Annotated in this window: 21 protein-coding genes and 1 riboswitch; of the genes, 16 read left to right on the forward strand and 5 right to left on the reverse strand. The window is 34.0% G+C overall.

From position 1 onward, the window contains the following. The 5 genes from AN964_RS25440 to AN964_RS09255 form a co-directional block, all read left to right on the forward strand. The coding region (locus AN964_RS25440) for a transposase (RefSeq protein ID WP_200915575.1) at positions 1 to 142 on the forward strand (142 nt) is incomplete at its 5' end. A gap of 238 nt (positions 143 to 380) precedes the next feature. Beyond that, positions 381 to 917 (forward strand): RNA polymerase sigma factor SigX, encoded by a 537-nt coding sequence (gene sigX, locus AN964_RS09240; protein ID WP_055739401.1) that lies wholly within the window; start codon positions 381 to 383, stop codon positions 915 to 917. Continuing rightward, complete coding sequence (locus tag AN964_RS09245; protein WP_055739402.1) at positions 910 to 2,076, forward strand: RsiX family anti-sigma factor; 1,167 nt, start codon at positions 910 to 912, stop codon at positions 2,074 to 2,076. Before sigX ends, AN964_RS09245 begins: the two co-directional genes overlap by 8 nt. 397 nt (positions 2,077 to 2,473) lie before the next feature. Continuing rightward, positions 2,474 to 3,340, forward strand: a complete 867-nt coding sequence (locus tag AN964_RS09250; RefSeq protein ID WP_055739403.1) for a peptidoglycan DD-metalloendopeptidase family protein — start codon at positions 2,474 to 2,476, stop codon at positions 3,338 to 3,340. Positions 3,341 to 3,439: 99 nt separating this feature from the next. Further along, positions 3,440 to 3,574: riboswitch (FMN riboswitch) on the forward strand. A 153-nt stretch (positions 3,575 to 3,727) separates the two neighbouring features. Beyond that, positions 3,728 to 4,285 carry an ECF transporter S component gene (locus AN964_RS09255; RefSeq protein WP_055739404.1) on the forward strand — a complete coding sequence of 186 codons (558 nt, stop codon included), beginning with the start codon at positions 3,728 to 3,730 and terminating at the stop codon, positions 4,283 to 4,285. Between the two features lie 38 nt (positions 4,286 to 4,323). Here AN964_RS09255 and AN964_RS09260 read toward each other — a convergent pair whose 3' ends face one another. Further along, positions 4,324 to 4,572 carry a ferredoxin gene (locus tag AN964_RS09260; RefSeq protein ID WP_055739405.1) on the reverse strand — a complete coding sequence of 83 codons (249 nt, stop codon included), beginning with the start codon at positions 4,570 to 4,572 and terminating at the stop codon, positions 4,324 to 4,326. A gap of 190 nt (positions 4,573 to 4,762) precedes the next feature. On the opposite strand from AN964_RS09260, the gene AN964_RS09265 reads away from it, so the two are divergent. The 5 genes from AN964_RS09265 to AN964_RS09285 all read left to right on the forward strand — a co-directional run bounded on the left by AN964_RS09265 (position 4,763) and on the right by AN964_RS09285 (position 9,240). Beyond that, on the forward strand, positions 4,763 to 5,806 hold the full coding sequence (locus AN964_RS09265; RefSeq protein WP_055739406.1) for a YpbB family protein: 1,044 nt from the start codon (positions 4,763 to 4,765) through the stop codon (positions 5,804 to 5,806). A 5-nt stretch (positions 5,807 to 5,811) separates the two neighbouring features. Next, positions 5,812 to 7,278, forward strand: a complete 1,467-nt coding sequence (locus AN964_RS09270) for a RecQ family ATP-dependent DNA helicase (protein WP_055739407.1) — start codon at positions 5,812 to 5,814, stop codon at positions 7,276 to 7,278. An 84-nt stretch (positions 7,279 to 7,362) separates the two neighbouring features. Continuing rightward, positions 7,363 to 7,941, forward strand: a complete 579-nt coding sequence (locus AN964_RS09275; RefSeq protein WP_055741195.1) for a CPBP family intramembrane glutamic endopeptidase — start codon at positions 7,363 to 7,365, stop codon at positions 7,939 to 7,941. Between the two features lie 16 nt (positions 7,942 to 7,957). After that, positions 7,958 to 8,674: a LysM peptidoglycan-binding domain-containing protein gene (locus AN964_RS09280; protein WP_055739408.1), complete on the forward strand. Its 717-nt coding sequence runs from the start codon at positions 7,958 to 7,960 to the stop codon at positions 8,672 to 8,674. A 110-nt stretch (positions 8,675 to 8,784) separates the two neighbouring features. Then, positions 8,785 to 9,240 carry a DUF2663 family protein gene (locus tag AN964_RS09285; protein WP_055739409.1) on the forward strand — a complete coding sequence of 152 codons (456 nt, stop codon included), beginning with the start codon at positions 8,785 to 8,787 and terminating at the stop codon, positions 9,238 to 9,240. A 9-nt stretch (positions 9,241 to 9,249) separates the two neighbouring features. On the opposite strand, the gene AN964_RS09290 is transcribed toward AN964_RS09285, so the two are convergent. The 3 genes from AN964_RS09290 to AN964_RS09300 are packed head-to-tail and all read right to left on the reverse strand — an operon-like array spanning position 9,250 to position 10,338. Next, positions 9,250 to 9,819 (reverse strand): manganese catalase family protein, encoded by a 570-nt coding sequence (locus AN964_RS09290; protein WP_055739410.1) that lies wholly within the window; start codon positions 9,817 to 9,819, stop codon positions 9,250 to 9,252. Between the two features lie 32 nt (positions 9,820 to 9,851). After that, complete coding sequence (locus AN964_RS09295; protein WP_055739411.1) at positions 9,852 to 10,112, reverse strand: spore coat protein CotJB; 261 nt, start codon at positions 10,110 to 10,112, stop codon at positions 9,852 to 9,854. Positions 10,113 to 10,119: 7 nt separating this feature from the next. Next, positions 10,120 to 10,338, reverse strand: coding sequence for a spore coat associated protein CotJA (locus tag AN964_RS09300; protein WP_055739412.1), 219 nt, complete (start codon positions 10,336 to 10,338; stop codon positions 10,120 to 10,122). Positions 10,339 to 10,504: 166 nt separating this feature from the next. Here AN964_RS09300 and AN964_RS09305 point away from each other — a divergent pair, with 166 nt between their 5' ends. From AN964_RS09305 to AN964_RS09330, 5 genes are all read left to right on the forward strand, one after another. Beyond that, a complete protein-coding gene (locus AN964_RS09305; protein ID WP_055739413.1) occupies positions 10,505 to 11,137 on the forward strand; it encodes a CBS domain-containing protein in 633 nt (210 codons plus the stop codon). A gap of 163 nt (positions 11,138 to 11,300) precedes the next feature. Then, entirely contained in the window at positions 11,301 to 12,074 is a 774-nt protein-coding gene (locus tag AN964_RS09310; protein ID WP_055739414.1) for a metallophosphoesterase, read from the forward strand. A 101-nt stretch (positions 12,075 to 12,175) separates the two neighbouring features. Next, positions 12,176 to 12,727 carry an adaptor protein MecA gene (locus AN964_RS09315; RefSeq protein WP_055739415.1) on the forward strand — a complete coding sequence of 184 codons (552 nt, stop codon included), beginning with the start codon at positions 12,176 to 12,178 and terminating at the stop codon, positions 12,725 to 12,727. A 200-nt stretch (positions 12,728 to 12,927) separates the two neighbouring features. Next, entirely contained in the window at positions 12,928 to 14,205 is a 1,278-nt protein-coding gene (locus tag AN964_RS09320) for a Glu/Leu/Phe/Val family dehydrogenase (RefSeq protein ID WP_055739416.1), read from the forward strand. 361 nt (positions 14,206 to 14,566) lie between these two features. Continuing rightward, positions 14,567 to 15,535 carry a YpdA family putative bacillithiol disulfide reductase gene (locus tag AN964_RS09330; protein ID WP_055739418.1) on the forward strand — a complete coding sequence of 323 codons (969 nt, stop codon included), beginning with the start codon at positions 14,567 to 14,569 and terminating at the stop codon, positions 15,533 to 15,535. 101 nt (positions 15,536 to 15,636) lie between these two features. Here AN964_RS09330 and AN964_RS09335 read toward each other — a convergent pair whose 3' ends face one another. Next, positions 15,637 to 16,611 carry an asparaginase gene (locus AN964_RS09335; protein ID WP_055739419.1) on the reverse strand — a complete coding sequence of 325 codons (975 nt, stop codon included), beginning with the start codon at positions 16,609 to 16,611 and terminating at the stop codon, positions 15,637 to 15,639. 149 nt (positions 16,612 to 16,760) lie between these two features. Between AN964_RS09335 and prsW the strand changes: the two genes are divergently transcribed. Further along, positions 16,761 to 17,435, forward strand: a complete 675-nt coding sequence (prsW, locus tag AN964_RS09340; RefSeq protein WP_055739420.1) for a glutamic-type intramembrane protease PrsW — start codon at positions 16,761 to 16,763, stop codon at positions 17,433 to 17,435. Positions 17,436 to 17,490 lie beyond the last annotated feature (55 nt).

Here is a 17,490-nt window from a genome sequence, read left to right on the forward strand (position 1 = left end):
AGACGCAAAAGAAAAGCATGGTATGCGTTGGACAACGTTAAGGGGACTTAAAAAATTGTCGATGCAGGCGATGCTTACTTTCGCTGCCATGAATTTGAAGAAAATGGCCAACTGGATATGGAAAGGTCCGGAAATGGCCTAGTAGATGAGGATGAGAGAGGTCAGCATACACCCAAAAAGGTAAAAAAGTAAGAACAAAATCAAAAGGGGTTCGGAATGTGACCATTCCGAACCCCTTTTGTCTACAATCTGAAATGCGCTAAAAAATTAGCGCATTTCTTTTTGTTCTTTGGTAGAATAAGACAAGATAAAAAATTATTAGATTTTTTGTAACTTTTTAGCGGCATATACGACTAAAATAATAACGGAGGAGGGGGAAAATGGACTCCGTCTTTAAAGAAATATATAACAAATATCATCAAGACTTATTTCAATTTCTAATGTATATGGTAAAAAAACGTGATGTGGCAGAAGACTTAGCTCAAGATGTTTATATCAGAGTATTGAAATCCTATCACAATTTCGAAGGGAAAAGCTCGGAAAAAACATGGCTTTTTTCGATAGCCAGAAATGTCGCAATAGACTATTTTCGTAAACAAAAAAGCTTGAAAAATAGAATAATGGAGGCTTTTGAATGGAGGAAAAATCAAATAAGTGATATTGGTCCATTGCCAGAGGAAATTGTTATGAAAAATGAGCATATTCGCCTCCTTTATCATTGCCTGGATCTTTGTACAAAGGATCAGAAAGCGGTGATCATTTTTCGTTACATTAATAACTTTAGTATTTCTGAAACAGCTGAAATATTGGGATGGAGCGAAAGTAAGGTAAAGACAACTCAGCATCGGGCACTGAATGTCCTAAGAAAATTGATGAACGAAAAAGAACGGGAAGGGGGGGTACAGCAATATGGCTAATCATCCTATTGATGAAAATCATTTAGAAAAGCTTCTTCGAAATATGCCCAAAATAACAGATAGTAGAAATGCAGAAAATATTTACTGGAGTGTTCAAACGAAAATGAATAAAAAAACAAAAAACAAAAAGCTAATTTTCATACCGGTACTATCCGTTCTAGCAGTTGTTATTGCTTTTATACTAATATCCCCTGTATTTCTTCAGGAAGACCATCAAGAAAGCAAATCGATGGATGTGTCAAGTCGTAAAGATGCAGTGGTGATGTCAGCAGCTAAACAAAAAGCACAGCCGAAAAAGACGGAGAAAGCTAGTGCAAATATAAATGCTGTCCAAAGTGCAAATGATCAAATAAGCAAAACTGCTATTTATAAAGAAGACTTGGGAAAGAATAATGTTTTTACTTACGGAGTTTTCACGAAGGATGCCGTTGTCGTTCCAGTGAGTGTATTGGCTCTTAAAGAAAATACAGATTGGGTAACTCAGTATAAAAAAATAGCCGGAAGCCTTGCTAAAAAAATGCCGTCACTCGATAACTACCTGCCTTTACATGGTGACATGAAGTATGATGCTGCTACCAAAAAGATGCATATTATCATAGAAAAGAAGGATATTCCATCTATTACGGAACTTTTTCAATTGAATTTAGATTCAATTATTCAATACTCTTTTGCTTATCAAGATGTGAAAAAAGTTGATTTTTCAGATGAAAATGGCAATCCGATAGAAATAGGGGAATTAGGAGAGGTAACGAGTAAAGATATAAATAAAACTCCACATACTGCCTTTTATTTATATACATCCGGTGATGGTGAAGAATACTTATTACCAACAGATGAGAAGTTTTCTAATTTGCAAGCAGCGTTAGAAGCTATGAAGACGAAACCAGATGATTTTCATCATCCCGTTATTGGACAGGATTTAAGTATTAAAGTAAACGAAGAAAATGCGGATCAGGCTACCGTTCAATTTACGAAAAATGTTCAGTTAGAAAATGAAAAAAATCCAATGGATATGATTGAAGCTATTTTACTTACCGCTAAAAATTTTGGATATTCTTCTATTCAATTTGAAAATATCGAACCGTTACAATGGAATGGTTTTGATTTTTCCAAACCAGTGGAGGTTCCACTCGCACCTAATCGGATAAATATAGAATAATATTATAATTGCATGTAGTTGTAGATTTAGAATATTTGCATGTACTTCTCTAAATAAATGTTCTACAAATAGGACTTAATACAAAATAATAATCGCTATTTAAAAAGAAGCCAAAAATTTCAATGGCTTCTTTTATTTTTTAATCGTTTAGGAAAGGTGTGGATAACCTTTTTGAAAAAAATGTCCACGTCAGTCCGATGCCTACAGTCTAGCAAGTTTCTCCCTTCCACATTTGTACTATTAGACACGAATGGTTAGATTTAACTTTTTTATGCATATATTTTCCTGAACAGTAAACACTAAAATTTGCTCTAGTATACTCATTTTTAACAATTTGTTCTAATGCGGAATAGATGCTCATATGGTTAAGCATGAGTAGTCCAAGGAGGGGAAAATGATGAAAAAAGTCATAATCCAATTATTAATGGCTATTTGCGTAATTTTTATCATAAATTGTGGAAGTGTTCACGCTTCTAGTGTAGATATAAAAAGAAGCACGGAAAAGTGGTTTTTTCCAGCAAAAGGGGAAATATCAGATATCTTTGATTCAAGAGGAGGCGAACATAAGGGAATAGATATAGCTGGTAAGTATATGTCTCCAATTTACGCAGCTGCGGATGGAGTGGTTGTAAAATCGTATTTATCCTATTCATATGGAAATGTAGTGTTTATTCGGCATGACAATGGGTTTGAAACAGTTTATGCACATTTAGCAAAACGTATAGTCTCCGAGGGTGACCATGTACAACAGGGAGAAACAGTAGGATTAATGGGAAATACCGGGGAGTCTACAGGAACCCATCTTCATTTTGAAATTCACGAGGGTGAATGGACAATCGATAAAAAGAATGCTATTAATCCGTTCATTGTATATGGATATGGAGAGATTGGGCAGCTTGTATTTGCATTGCAGCACGATCCATATGGCATTACAGAAGTTTCCCAGCCAGTAAAAGTAGAATCCCAAGGAAAAGATATTATCCCTATATATAGAGTCGAAGAATTATCGATAGGCTTAAATGATGAAAGTTCCTATCAAACATATCCTACGATGAATGTCCAAAATACTTATGATATGGAAATTACATATACAGTTAAAAAGGGAGATACCTTGTTTGATATTTCTAAAAAATGGAATATACCAATCAAAACTTTAATATCATTAAATCATATAAAAAATAAAGATCTCATTTTCCCTGATCAGAAAATTGTTGTGGATTCATTACATATGAACAAATGGCACAATGGGAATTTTCCAAGATAGCATTGATTATTTCTTAAAAATACATTTTATTAGTGAAATACTAAATTCTTCACAAATCGTTCTTATTGAGTTATAATAATGAAGAAAAAAATGAATATGATTCATCTTCGGGGCTGGGTGCAATTCCCGACCGGCGGTGATGAAGCGTATGCTTCTAAGCCCGCGAGCCTGTAAAGGGCAGGATTTGGTGTGATTCCAAAGCCGACAGTATAGTCTGGATGGGAGAAGGTGAAGGTTGGCCAGTATTCAAATTGCTTACGTTTGAATACCTATTTATGCATGCCTTAAATTCTCCCTCAAAGAAATTTTTTCTTTGGGGGTATTTTATTTTAGGTATGTGGCAACCTTTCTTCAAGCTGAGATGAATCTCAAAAGGAGAGAGGAATTTTGCAAAAAATGAAATTGAAGACATTTGTAAGCATTGCACTGCTAAGCAGTTTGGCGTATGTATTGATGTTAATTAAAATCCCAACACCATTTTCCAACTTTTTAACTGTCGATTTTAGTGATATTCCGGCATTAGTTGCTGCAGTTTTATTTGGTCCGATGGCTGCTATCATTGTGGAAGTCATTAAAAATCTGCTTGATTATTTCACATGGGGAAGTGAATCGGGTATTCCAATTGGACATTTAGCCAATATTTTATCGGGAATTTTCTTTGTACTGCCTACTTATTTTGTTTATAGACATAATAAAACTAAAAAAGGCATGACAATCGGATTGATAGTAGGCACTGTTTCCTTAGCAATTTTAATGAGTATTTTAAATTATTTTGTCATTCTTCCGGCATATTTAGCATTAATGCATTTTGAACTTCCGAAAGCATATGTTATTTCTGCTGTCTTGCCGTTTAATATAGTAAAAGGCTTAGCGGTAACTATTCTTTTTATGCTGCTTTTTATACGACTGCAAAAATGGCTGGAGAAGAATACATTAGTAAAATAAAGAGTAAAAAAGCATGCAGCAGATTTGCCGCATGCTTTTTATTCGTATTTCAATGGATCTCCATCAAATGGTTCATCTGCTATTTTTATTGACTCTGTAGGGCACCCTTCAAATGCATCCATTAAATCATCCTCAAGAATCTCTGGTATTTCCGCTGTTCCTTGATTTTCATCCAAGATGTTATAGGAAAGTCCCTCATCATCATAATCGAATATATCAGGAGCAGCTGCTCCACAAGCACCACAGGCAATGCATGTATCTTTATCTACAATCGTATATTTAGGCATACGTGTTAAACCTCCTGGTAAATCATATAGAAAAAAATATTATTCCCCACACTTCATTCTAAGACTCCCTTTTCCACATTTCAATAAAAAGGTTCGCTATAGGAAATTCTTCTAATTTTGTTCATAATTTATGATGTATTTAAAGGATAGTATGCTAAAATTAGACATAAAAAGACAATAGGTGTTGATGATGACCTTTTTAGAGGCTTTATTATTATGGACTTTAAAACAATTGAAAAGTGAGCGTACTGTATATGCAGTATTTCATTTATTTAAAGGGAAAAAATCAAGCCAAACCATTCAAGATGCGTATCTTTATCAAGTAGAGTCAGTATATTATACTTTACCTAATTTAACGAGGTCATCCTTTGATGAAAACATACAATCGCTGATTAGCCAATCATTTTTACAAATGAAAGAAGGTCCAAATTATCACATTACGGAGTCGGGTGAATATCGACTGCATGACTATTTTACAAAGAAATCCTTCCCAGCTTTCCTAAATGGAATGAAATATCAGGAGCATGCATTTGTTTTTTGGGACAGATTAGGGATTCTTATTCAGGCTCTTTCGAACTTAGTTAACAACAACCGTCAATATTACCCAATTAGTAGGGATTCGAAGATTTTATATTGGGTAAAGCAGTTTATGATGTCACAAAAAATGTCAAAGCATCAATTAGCTGCCGCGCTGTATGATGAACTTTATTCTATATTCTTAGATGATCCACCTGAAAGACCGGAAATAATAGTTTTTAGGTTAACTGGGTATAAGCAAATTGGGAAAACAGTAGAACAATCTGCTGGCAAATTATCACTAGAAACTACGGAATATTGGTATCGATTTTTAAATTTACTTCATTATGTATTGGATGAAGTATTAGAAAAAAGGTATAAATATCCTCTATTATTTTCCATTATTCAAGATGTATATCAACCATTTCCAATGACAAAATCAACAATGGAAACGTATCAGCTTTTATTAAATAACTACACGATTGCTGATATTTCGAAAATGAGGAACTTAAAAGAAAATACCATTCAAGACCATATTATTGAAATTGCATTAAATAATCCTAATTTTTGTATACAACCTTTTATCGACTCTAATACAGAAGAAAAAATTTTGCAGATTGCTAAAGAAATAGGAAAACAAAAGCTTAAGCCCATTAAAGAAAAGCTTGAAAATGTTTCTTACTTTCAAATTAGATTGGCTCTAGCTAAAAATAGGTGACTAAAATGAATGTATATGAAGCATTACAAAAATATTTTCATTTTGATTCGTTCCGCCCAGGTCAAGAGGAAGTTATTACTTCTGTTTTGAACGGCCACCATACAATGGCAATGCTGCCAACCGGAACCGGAAAATCATTATGTTATCAGCTTCCGGGCTATTTAATGCAAGGTTCTGTTTTAATTGTTTCACCACTTTTATCATTGATGCAAGATCAAGTAGAGCAAATGAGATTGTTGGGTGAAAAGAAGGTTATTGCAATAAATTCCTTTCTTCCGGCAAATGAACGCTATTACATTTTGAAATCTTTACATCAATATAAATTTATCTATATATCACCTGAAATGCTATCTAATCCCTCAATTATTGAGTATTGTAGAAAAATTACCATATCTCTATTTGTAATTGATGAAGCACATTGTATATCGCAATGGGGATATGATTTTCGTCCTGATTATTTACGATTAGGTGATGCAAGAAAGCTATTGGGAAATCCAACGACACTTGCTCTAACTGCAACAGCCACGGAAGAAGTCCGTAAGGATATCGTTCGCTTATTAGAACTGGATAAGGTGAAGGAATGTGTATTCTCTGTTGATCGTCCAAATATATCCATGGTAGTTCATCAAGTACAAAGCTATGAAGAAAAAATCAATGAATTACGTATGTTTGTAAAAAAATTAGAAAAACCAGGTATTATTTATTTTTCTAGTAAAAAAATGTGTGAAGAGATGGCCCAATTATTAAGACAAGAAGGAATCATAAAAACGGCAGCATATCACGGGGGAATGGATCAAGAACAAAGAATGCTGATTCAACAGCAATTTCTTTATGATGAATTGGAGATAATCTGTGCGACCAGTGCATTTGGGATGGGGATTAATAAAACGAATATTCGATTTGTTATTCATTTTCATATGCCTCAGGGCTTAGAATCCTATTTGCAGGAAATAGGAAGGGCAGGCAGGGATGGTGAAAAGAGTATCGCAATATTGCTATCCAGTCCCGGCGATATTCAGCTTCCTATGCAATTGATTGAAAATGAACTCCCTTCAGATTATCAAATTGATTTATATATAGAAGGCTTGGAAAATCCATCAAAATCAATGATTTTAGACTTAACCGATACGCAGCAACGATTTTTGGAATTTTATTGTACAACGGATAAAACTAAAAGAGATCAAATAGAAAAAATTAAACAAATTAGAGATCAGCGGATTCAATATAAGCAAATAAAAATACTGCAAATGGATAAATGGATAAAATCCATTGAATGCAGAAGAAAAGAGATATTAACCTATTTTAATGAAACAAAAGCAGAAACGTATAAGGTAGAAATATGCTGTGACAATTGCGGGATATCCTTTAGCGAATATGAAGCAATCGAAACAGCTGAGTTGGACAACCAGAATGAACCGTGGGATGTATTGCTTAAAAATTTATTAGTACGAAAAGCAAAAGAGCATGACTAATGTTGACTTATAGTAGGAAAAGACCGGAAGATGCTGGTCGATAGCGTTGTAGCTAGACAAATAATGAAGAAAGTGATGTTTTACATGAAAAAAATGAATCAAGCGGAAATCATCAAACAGCTTACGAAAAAAGAATTAACTTTTCATCTCGTGGCTACTCAAATAGTCCTATTAACGATTTCTATCATTTTAGGTATATTTTTATTAAATGATTTTTCTTCTTTTTTCAACCTTTTTCGATTTGATTCGTCTATATATGTAATAGGGATAACGAATGGTATATTGGTTGTTATCCTAGATTTATTTTTGATGAAAGTGTTACCGAATGATTATTATAATGATGGTGGTATTAATGAAAAAATTTTTCGAGATCGTTCCATTCTTGAAATAATCGGATTAACCCTCATGATTGCACTTAGCGAAGAAATCTTATTTCGCGGAATGATTCAGTCCCATTTCGGAGTAATTGCTGCAAGCGCAATCTTTGCATTGGTTCATATTAGATATTGGGGACATTGGTTTCTTATTCTAAACATTGTCGTTCTAAGTTTTTGGATTGGTTTTGTTTACGAATGGTCCAACCATAATCTGCTAACTACCATTACTATGCACTTTGTTATTGATTTCTTTTTAGGAATCGCAATTAAGCTTAGAACAAAATAATGAAAGGGGGGATCTCATGTATTCAGAAACATATCTCGACCAAGTAGAAAAGAAGAAACAAAGGTTAGAAAAGATAACTACTATTGAAGACAATGACGGAGAAAAATCTTCTTTGCCAACAAGAATGGAACTTCATCATGCAAAGAAAAGGAAGAAAAAGAAAAAGAAAAAAGCAAATTTTCCATTATTAAAAGTACTTTTAACATTTTTTATTCTTTTACCGGTTTGCACTATTCTTGCCTATACATATTTTTCTCAACATCCAACGTTAAAGGCAGACACTAATTCTAATTCTTCTGGTGGAGAGGAAGTATTATTCGAATCTGATAGCGGCGATTCTACCCAAAATAGCATTCCGGTTGGGAAACCCGATAAAAATTCAAATGAAACTTCTAATTCAGTTGATCAAGGTTCTGGTTCTAATACCGAAATCAATCCCGATAACTCAACTAAAGGAACAACCACTGTGCAAAACACTACAAATAATGTAGAGCAAGCGAATCAGGAGCAAAAGAATTCTGATAATACCGAACAAGTAAGCAATACACAAACAAATGAAAACTCAAACATCCAAATCATTAATCATGTTGTTCAGCCTAAGGAGACATTGTTTAGAATCGCAATGAAATATTATCATTCCAAAGACGGCATTGAAAAAATAATCATGCAAAATCATATTATTAATAATCAAATACAGGCCGGCCAAACATTGCAAATACCATTACCTAAATAAGAAAAGAGCAGCATTAAAAAAATGCTGCTCTTTTTTCTTTAGGTATGACATAGTTATTGGACAGCCTCATAAAATAAAGTAAGAGCGGTAAATGTGGAGGTTGTAATGAAATGGATACTGCCATAATTAATCTTAGTGAAAAGACGGATAAAGCTACAAAACAAATGTTGCAAAATGTAGTGAATAAAAAAAGAAAATTTGACAGATACAAAAACTATCACTTTTTTCTTTTATGGATTAGTGTTTTCTATTGTTTTATCACCATATATCTCATGTATCATATGATTTTAAAACCATACTCTTATTCTTTCTTTGAAATCTTTTCTATTGTTTTTAATAATCAAAATCACATGTTCTTCTTATTTCTTGCGGTTTTCTTTTTGGGAGCTACAAAAGTGCTTTACGATAAAAAAGAGAAATATGAAAAGGAATATCATGAATTGCGGTGTGAAATCATTGATCGAAGCAAAGACCTTTGGAAGAATGAAGCATGGAAAACACGTCATGAAATTTTTGAAATGATGAAAAAACAATATGATATAAATTTATATCATGAAGCTAAGTAGGGAGTAGATCTAAAAAAATTGTCGTTTTTCCCTGTCCTCTTTAATAATTTCAACAGCTTCACGAAAGCGCTGGGAGTGAATTATTTCCCTTTCACGTAAAAAACGAAGCCCATCATTTAAATCAGGGTCATCACTCATATTAATGATCCATTGATACGTCGCTCTTGCCTTTTCTTCGGCAGCAATATCTTCATATAGATCTGTAATCGGGTCTCCTTTTGCTTGGATGTAGGTCGCGGTGAATGGTACCCCAGCGGCATTGTGATAAAATAATGCCGAATCATGGTCAACATAATGAGGTGCCAGCCCAGCCTGTTTTAATTGATCAGGTGTAGCATCTTTTGTTAATTTATAAACCATAGTTGCAATCATTTCAAGGTGGGCAAATTCTTCTGTCCCAATATCATTTAATAGACCGATAACTTTATCTGGAATAGTGTACCTTTGATTTAGATAGCGTAATGCTGCAGCTAATTCACCGTCTGCACCACCATATTGTTCAATTAGTAATTTTGCAAGCATGGGATTACAAGTGCTGACTCTTACTGGATATTGCAGCTTTTTTTCATATACCCACATGTTTTTCCCTCACTCCTTTTGATTATGAACGTTTAAACCTGCCATGGCCACGGAGCTTCTTTCCAATCCCATGGATAATGGGAATAACTATGTCCAAAGCTCGTTAAAGATCCGAAACGTTTTTCAAATTCTCTTTTTAAGGGCTTCCTTTGTTTAATAAGCATATTATATTGTTGAATTGCCTCATGGTCATCTGGATGAGTATCTAAGTATAATGTTAGTTCCACAATGACAAAATCAATTGCTTGGATTTCTTCAAGCATTTGATAATATTCTGGCGGTAATTCTTTCATGCTTTGCTCACTCCTTTGCTCTTTCATACGGGCTATAATACGGATCATATAAAGGCTGCCATAATGTCCCTTTCTTTAGTGCTTCAAATGGTGAAAATTGCGGCAAATTAGGCGGTTGAAATCCCATATATAAATGTGGCGGGGTAGAATAGGTTTTTTCAAGAATGGGTGGACATGGATCAAACGGGCTGACAAAAGGTTTATAGCTTTTATAATTGGAAGACATTTTTTCCCCTCCTTATGCATTTCATATTTAAGTGTATGGATAATTGTTATAATAAATGTCTTAATTTTTTGTCAATAATCGAAAATTCTATTATTCGAAAAAAGGAATTTTCTCGAAATATGTTGAATTATTTATTCAAGCTTATAAATTCTGATGAGGTGATGGTATGTTTGCTAAAAGTATTATGATTCCTAAACATCGTTGTGTAGTAGTAAGTGTTGATGATTCAGTTGAAACAGCACTTAATCTTTTGGAAACACGAGGAATAGATTGCCTTCCTGTGCTTAATGGAGATGAGTATGCAGGGGTTATTACTCATTATCATATTTATAAGAATTTCTATGAATTAAACGTTTCAAAAGAGGAATTTCTCCAATCAAAAAAAGTAAAGGATGTCGCAACTCACCAAGATAAATATTTAAAAGGCAATGAAATTTTTGAGGAAACATTAGTTGTGCTGAAGGATTTTCCATTACTTGCTGTAGTAGATGAGAATAATATTTTTTTAGGAATCGTCACTCGTTTTGATGTATTAGAGCAGTTTCAAAGCGCATTTGGGGTGTATAAACCTGGTGTAAGGATAGCCTTTAGTTCGGTAGAAGTGGAAGGCAGAATTTCAAGATTGGCCGATATTATCGGGCAATTCCATGAATCAGTGATTTCACTAGTAACCTTTGATGAAACAGATAAGCTTGTGCGCAGAATCGTGTTAAAGATTGAAAAGCGAGATAATATTGATAAATTTGTTTCAAAATTGGAAAGCTCCGGATTTAGGATATTACATATTGTTGAAGACTAAATGGAGCATGCACATTTGGAATGAATTGAAAATAGATTTATTACTATAGTCCTCTCTTTTTATGAGAGGATTTTTATTATATTTCATCCATGTTTTAATTGAAATATCATCTGTTTTTTTTATGATATGATAAATACACTGATAAATAAATCGGAGGTAATAAATGGTATTTTTATGGATTGTATTGCTTATTTTTATCGGATTGCTGGTATTTTACATGCTTAAAGAAGCCTTTTTAAATCAGGTAATACACCAAATAATCGCCTTTCCAGATTTTCCGACAGGATTTAAGGATCTGAAAATATTTTTTATTTCAGATATCCATCGCCGAAAAATTCATGAATCAATCATAATGGATGTGGGGAAAAATGCGGATTTTGTTATAATAGGCGGGGATTTGCTTGAAAAAGGTGTACCTCTGGATAGAGTGGAGTACAATTTACAATTATTGAAAAAAGTTGGCCCCCTATATTTTGTTTGGGGAAATAATGATTATGAGATGATGGAAAATGAATTGCTGGCAGTACTAAAAAGAAATGATGTAAAAGTATTAAGAAATGAATCCATTATTTTTCGGGCGCCAAACGGTCAATCTCTTGCCCTTTTAGGAATAGATGACATATCACAAGAAAATGATCGTTTAGATTTAGCTTTATATGGAACAGAATTCGTAGATTTTAAAATATTAATCAGTCATAATCCACGAATTACAGAGAAAATGCGAAAGGAAGATAAGATTTCTTTCGTAATGAGCGGGCACACCCATGGCGGTCAAATACAATTTTTCGGATATAGCCCGTATCAAAAAGGCGGGATTTATAAATCAGATATTACAACATTGTTTGTAAGCAATGGCTATGGAACAAGCATGTTGCCTTTAAGACTCGGTGCAAAGCCGGAAACTCATTTCATTACCATAACTAGAGAGGAAAATTAACCTTTATTTTGCGTTTCTTTTCCTAATGTTAATTAAAATGAACCATCTAATTCGCTTTTCATACTATGGTGTTAAGAGCCAAAGTTCAGGGGGCGAAGTAAATGAAGTTAGAACGTTTATCACAGAACAAACTAAAGTACTCCATTACATTTGAGGAACTAGTTAAAAAAGGATTTCTGGAAGAAGGACTGGAATCCTTTATTTGGCACGACTTATTTGACGAAATGGTGGAGGTTGCAAAAGAAGAGTATCATTTTGAGGTTACCGATTCCATTTCAATAGAAATTTATTCTCTGAACCCGAAAGAAATTGTCTTAATCTTAACGATTGATGAAATTTCTGAGCTAATAGAAGAGGGTATCGAAAATAATGGGATAAATCGAAAAAATATCTATTGCTTTCAATCGATCGAGGATGTCATATTGCTTTCATTATGTGTGCACAACTTACAATTAAACATTGCCAGTAAACTTATACAATTTGAAAATCAATATTATATAATTATTCAATCAGATAATTTGAACACTTTTCCTTTTTTATGTGAAGAATATGGAACACAAACTAACACATCCGCTGAGTTTTTGGAGGAATATGGGGTACCAATCATTGAGCATAATGCATTGGATGTTATTTCAACTTACTTTTCAAGATAAATGTAAATGTATTAAAAGGAGGTCTTATAAATACGGACTTCCTTTTCTGTTTGATTATTTGTCAACAATATTTTGATAGCGGTTACAAAAAATTTAAAAGTATCATTTTTTATATTGCAATCATGGATTAAAAGTGTATACTATGTCTGAAAGGCTGATACTTTTTTTGACTTAAGTGATTATTTAGGAGGTTTGCAATAATGGCAGCCGAGAAGGGTGCAGAACAAAAAGCATTAGAAGAAAAACACGATGTTTTAAAATCAACACAAACAGTTATCCATGAAGCATTAGAAAAACTTGGATACCCTGAAGAAGTGTACGAATTGTTGAAAGAACCGATGAGAATGTTAACAGTAAAAATTCCGGTTCGTATGGACGATGGTACTACTAAAATTTTTACCGGATTTCGTGCACAGCATAATGATGCCGTTGGTCCTACCAAAGGTGGAATTCGCTTTCATCCAAATGTAACAGAAAATGAAGTAAAAGCATTGTCTATCTGGATGACTTTAAAATGCGGAATTGTGAATCTTCCTTATGGAGGAGGTAAAGGAGGCATTATCTGCGATCCTCGTGAAATGTCTTTCCGAGAGCTTGAGGCGTTAAGCCGTGGATATGTACGGGCTATAAGTCAAATTGTAGGTCCTACAAAGGATATTCCGGCTCCAGATGTATTCACGAATTCACAAATTATGGCGTGGATGATGGATGAGTACAGCCGAATTGATGAATTTAATTCTCCTGGATTTATTACTGGAAAACCGTTAGTACTAGGTGGATCACATGGTCGTGAATCTGCAACTGCAAAAGGTGTAACAATTTGTATCCATGAAGCTGCAAAGCGCAGAGGCATTAATCTTAAAGGTGCTCGTGTAGTAGTTCAAGGATTCGGTAACGCCGGAAGCTTTTTATCCAAATTCATGCATGATGAAGGTGCAAAGGTAATCGGGATTTCCGATGCATATGGTGCACTTTATGATCCAGATGGTCTTGATATAGATTATTTACTTGATCGTCGAGACAGTTTTGGTACCGTTACGAAACTATTCGACAATACGATTTCAAATAAAGAATTACTTGAATTAGATTGTGATATTCTTGTGCCAGCAGCTATTGAAAATCAAATTACAGAAGAAAATGCACATAATATTCGTGCTCAGATTGTTGTAGAAGCTGCAAATGGACCTACTACACTTGAAGCTACTCGAATTTTAACAGAACGCGGAATTTTATTAGTTCCCGATGTACTAGCCTCTTCTGGAGGAGTTACAGTTTCTTACTTTGAGTGGGTTCAAAATAATCAAGGCTACTATTGGACTGAAGAAGAAATTGATGAAAAACTTGAAAAAGTTTTGGTTAATTCATTTGAAAATGTTTATAATACTTCCCAAACTAGAAGAGTTGATATGAGACTTGCGGCATATATGGTTGGTGTAAGAAAAGCTGCAGAAGCATCACGTTTTAGAGGTTGGATTTAATTCTGAATGGACTTTATTCCTGATAAATTATGATTTTCGTATTGTAGTAAGACTTTTAAAATAGGTTTAGGATTGGGGCATCTTTTCTTTAATAGGGATATCCATTCTAAAGCCGAATTAAGGAACTTATTAGTTCTAATTACAAAAGTAACAAGCTTAAAGAAAAGAGCCTTTATTGCCGGACTTATTTTAATTTTTCTTTTTGCATTCAATTTCATTGCAGGAAAAATAGTTATCCCCTATCATGTTGATAGGGGCTTTATTTATTTTTAAGGATATAATGTTTTAAAGCACCATTCGATATTACATTATTGTATATCAATTGAATTCTGAATTTCAGTGTATTTATAGAGGTGAAATTATGCAACGCGAGGATTGTATTATTGTAGGCGGTGGTCCATGTGGTTTAGCAGCGGCAATCGCCATGAAGGATATCGGTAAAAGTCCGCTCATCATAGAGAAGGGGAATATTGTAAATTCCATTTATCATTATCCAACCCACCAAACCTTTTTTAGTTCGAGTGAAAAGCTCGAGATTGGAGAAGTTCCGTTTATTACGGAAAACCTTAAACCGAAGCGAAATCAAGCCTTAACTTATTATCGAGAAGTGGTGAAAAGAAAAGAGATTAGAATACATCGCTACGAAGTGGTAACGCAGGTTGAAAAGCATAAGAGTGATTTTATCGTAACCACATCAAAAGGGCAATATAATACTTCGTATGTAATTATCGCTACTGGTTATTATGATCACCCCAATTATATGAATATCCCAGGTGAAAACTTAGAAAAAGTTCACCATTATTTTAAAGAAGCCCATCCTTTTTTTGATTTGGATGTCACCGTTATTGGCGGAAAAAACTCTGCTGTAGACGCTGCCATTGAGCTAAATAAAGCAGGTGCAAGGGTCACTGTTTTATATCGGGGAAGTGAGTATTCCAAAAGCGTCAAACCATGGATTTTGCCTGAATTTGACTCCCTTGTTCGAAACGAAGCGATACAAATGGAATTTAACGCTAATGTCGTAGAGATTAAAGAGAAAAGTTTAATTTATGATGTGAATGGAATCAAAAAGGAAATTAAAAATGATTTTGTATTTGCGATGACTGGTTATCATCCTGACCATCGATTTATTCAAAATATGGGCGTTAATATTGATGAGGAAACCGGAAAGCCCATTTTTGATGAAGAAACAATGGAAACAAATATAGAAGGTATTTTTATTGCCGGTGTGATTGCTGCTGGAAATAATGCGAATGAAATCTTTATTGAAAATGGACGTTTCCATGGCGGACTAATTGCAAATTCGATAAAAAAACGTGAACTGAAATAAACTCCCGCGAAAAGGCGGGAGTTTATTTCTTAAAATTATCCCTTTGGATAACTACTTAAAAATTTTTTCTGCGTCTGGCTTCAGCACTTATGGATTTATTCTCAGTGATGAAATATTTCTTCAATCTCTTTAATATTTTGTGTATAAGATAATGTTATTAAAAGTTTGATTCTTGCTTTTTGACCATTGAGACCATTAGAAAAAATGGCACCCATTTCTTTTAGTCTTTTACCGCCGCCCTCATAGCCATATACATCTTGTACAATTCCGTTAAAGCATCTGGAAACTAATATAACAGGAATATCTTCGTCCAATAGCGCTTTAATACCTTCTACTGTTGCAGGGGGCAAATTCCCTTGTCCCAATGCTTCAATGACAACCCCTTCATACTTCATATCTCGGATGGCGAAAAACAGAGAAGAGTCCATTCCTGCATGAGCTTTAATAAGCGCAACTCTCTTAGAAATATCTTTTACATTATAGTATTCTCGATCGGTAGGCTGATGATGAAAAATGATTCCTTGCTTTGCAACGATGCCAATAGGTCCATACTGTGGACTTTGAAAAGTGGAAACATTGCTTGTATGGGTTTTCGTAACATTTTTCGCTGTATGAATTTCATCATTTAAAACGACTAAAACACCTTTTCCTTTTGCGCCATCACTAGCTGCAACTCGAATCGAGGAAATCAAATTATAAAGACCATCTGAACCAATTTCATTACTTGAGCGCATCGCCCCCGTAACCACGATTGGAAAATCAAAAGGTATCGTCAGATCAAGAAAATAAGCTGTTTCTTCTAGTGTGTCAGTTCCGTGTGTAATAACTACGCCATCAATTTTATTTTTTTGATGCTCCTCTTCAATTAAGTCTTTTAAGAAAAGCATCTCATTTGTAGTAATATGCGGTGACGGAAGATTAAATGGTTCTTTAATAATTAGATTGGCAAGATCAGAAAGAATCGATGTTTGTGAGGTTAAAGGATTTTCCTCTCCGGGTTTTACTGCTCCGGTTTCTTGATCTTCAAACATAGATATTGTCCCGCCTGTATGAATGATTAAAATATTTTTTTTCATAAGTTTTCCCCCAACGATGTATAATTAGTTAATTTGCCTTGCATATAAGGGCAGTATTGTTCATTTGGATAGTGCTTTTTGATTATGTTATTTCCATCCGTATATATACATGATACGATTAAGAAAACAGAAAGAAAAGAGGGCGTTTCATGCTGGTAATTATATCAGCAGGTATTGCACCTGGTCTAGCATTGTTAAGCTATTTTTATCTAAAGGATCAATATGAACAAGAACCTATCTTGTTAGTTTTTAAATCCTTTATGTATGGGGCTATTCTTACGTTCCCAATTATGTTTATACAACATGTACTTATAACGGAAAATGTACTTCAAGGAAAAATAGGGAGTGCATTTATAAGTACATCCTTACTAGAGGAATTTTTCAAGTGGTTTATTTTGTATTTTGCAGTTTATATGCATGGTGATTTTAATGAACCATATGATGGAATTGTTTATGGAGTCAGTGTTTCCCTTGGTTTTGCAACGGTGGAAAATATCTTATCACTGTTAGGCAATGGCATCGAGGTTGCCATTGGACGTGCATTGCTTCCGGTTTCTAGTCATGCTTTATTTGGTGTCGTTATGGGATATTATCTTGGAAAAGGAAAATTCTCCAGTGATAAAAAATATATAAAGTGGCTATTTTTATCCTTTTTTATCTCCTTTCTTCTTCACGGTATATATGATTTCATCCTTATTTCAGTTAAAAATTGGATTTATTGCATGGTTCCTTTTATGCTTTTTCTCTGGTGGTATGGCTTAAGAAAAGTAAAGCATGCACATATATTGACAGAAAAACTTCATCGAAAAGCATTGGAAAAATAAAAGTAATAGGAAAATCGAATCCTATTACTTTTTTGTATGATGATGTTAAAAGCTA

The sequence above is a fragment of the Heyndrickxia shackletonii genome, assembly GCF_001420715.1.
In the GTDB taxonomy this organism is placed as follows: Bacteria; Bacillota; Bacilli; order Bacillales; family Bacillaceae_C; genus Margalitia; species Margalitia shackletonii.

Coding starts and splice junctions, on each gene's coding strand:
- sigX (WP_055739401.1), top strand. CDS start 381: ATGGACTCCGTCTTTAAAGAAATATATAACAAATATCATCAAGACTTA.
- AN964_RS09245 (WP_055739402.1), top strand. CDS start 910: ATGGCTAATCATCCTATTGATGAAAATCATTTAGAAAAGCTTCTTCGA.
- AN964_RS09250 (WP_055739403.1), top strand. CDS start 2,474: ATGAAAAAAGTCATAATCCAATTATTAATGGCTATTTGCGTAATTTTT.
- AN964_RS09260 (WP_055739405.1), bottom strand. CDS start 4,572: ATGCCTAAATATACGATTGTAGATAAAGATACATGCATTGCCTGTGGT.
- AN964_RS09265 (WP_055739406.1), top strand. CDS start 4,763: ATGACCTTTTTAGAGGCTTTATTATTATGGACTTTAAAACAATTGAAA.
- AN964_RS09270 (WP_055739407.1), top strand. CDS start 5,812: ATGAATGTATATGAAGCATTACAAAAATATTTTCATTTTGATTCGTTC.
- AN964_RS09275 (WP_055741195.1), top strand. CDS start 7,363: ATGAAAAAAATGAATCAAGCGGAAATCATCAAACAGCTTACGAAAAAA.
- AN964_RS09280 (WP_055739408.1), top strand. CDS start 7,958: ATGTATTCAGAAACATATCTCGACCAAGTAGAAAAGAAGAAACAAAGG.
- AN964_RS09285 (WP_055739409.1), top strand. CDS start 8,785: ATGGATACTGCCATAATTAATCTTAGTGAAAAGACGGATAAAGCTACA.
- AN964_RS09290 (WP_055739410.1), bottom strand. CDS start 9,819: ATGTGGGTATATGAAAAAAAGCTGCAATATCCAGTAAGAGTCAGCACT.
- AN964_RS09295 (WP_055739411.1), bottom strand. CDS start 10,112: ATGAAAGAATTACCGCCAGAATATTATCAAATGCTTGAAGAAATCCAA.
- AN964_RS09300 (WP_055739412.1), bottom strand. CDS start 10,338: ATGTCTTCCAATTATAAAAGCTATAAACCTTTTGTCAGCCCGTTTGAT.
- AN964_RS09305 (WP_055739413.1), top strand. CDS start 10,505: ATGTTTGCTAAAAGTATTATGATTCCTAAACATCGTTGTGTAGTAGTA.
- AN964_RS09310 (WP_055739414.1), top strand. CDS start 11,301: ATGGTATTTTTATGGATTGTATTGCTTATTTTTATCGGATTGCTGGTA.
- AN964_RS09315 (WP_055739415.1), top strand. CDS start 12,176: ATGAAGTTAGAACGTTTATCACAGAACAAACTAAAGTACTCCATTACA.
- AN964_RS09320 (WP_055739416.1), top strand. CDS start 12,928: ATGGCAGCCGAGAAGGGTGCAGAACAAAAAGCATTAGAAGAAAAACAC.
- AN964_RS09330 (WP_055739418.1), top strand. CDS start 14,567: ATGCAACGCGAGGATTGTATTATTGTAGGCGGTGGTCCATGTGGTTTA.
- AN964_RS09335 (WP_055739419.1), bottom strand. CDS start 16,611: ATGAAAAAAAATATTTTAATCATTCATACAGGCGGGACAATATCTATG.
- prsW (WP_055739420.1), top strand. CDS start 16,761: ATGCTGGTAATTATATCAGCAGGTATTGCACCTGGTCTAGCATTGTTA.